The organism is Methylobacterium sp. CCH7-A2, from assembly GCF_001557075.1.
In the GTDB taxonomy this organism is placed as follows: domain Bacteria; phylum Pseudomonadota; class Alphaproteobacteria; order Rhizobiales; family Beijerinckiaceae; genus Allobosea; species Allobosea massiliensis.
Window position 1 is genome coordinate 1 of record NZ_LSKN01000116.1, and the last position, 407, is coordinate 407.

The window sequence follows — 407 nt, forward strand, 5'->3', positions numbered from 1 at the left end:
GACGCCTTCGCGGTGATCGCGACCGGCCCCGGCCCTTCGAGGAGCCATCGAGCGGGAATTCCCCCGCTCCCGGATGGAGCCTCACAATGTCGAACGATCTTGTCCTTGCCCAGAGCCACGCCTTCGCACTCGCTCGCACGCTGATGGTCCCGATTACGGTCTTCCAGATCGATGGCGCCTATGGAGTGCTGCCGAGCGACGAGATCGACGACGCAGACGAGCTCCACGTCATCCATGAGTTCGACCCTCATGATCGCCGGCCGGCTCACTGAGCCGGGAGTGGGCGCCGCAAGCGAGCGGTCGCCCGCAAGGGAGGCTGCGCCGCGAACGATTGATCTCATTTCCCGTCGAAGGTCGATCCGCGCCCTTGCAGGCGCCGCTCTTCGCGGCGGTTGGGCTTGGACCCG

The 407-nt window shown here is 66.3% G+C and carries 1 protein-coding gene; it reads left to right on the forward strand.

Annotated features, from left to right (window positions below; genetic code table 11):
• Nucleotides 1–86: 86 nt before the first annotated feature.
• Nucleotides 87–272, forward strand: coding sequence for a hypothetical protein (locus AX750_RS09990; protein WP_067254014.1), 186 nt, complete (start codon nt 87–89; stop codon nt 270–272).
• Nucleotides 273–407 lie beyond the last annotated feature (135 nt).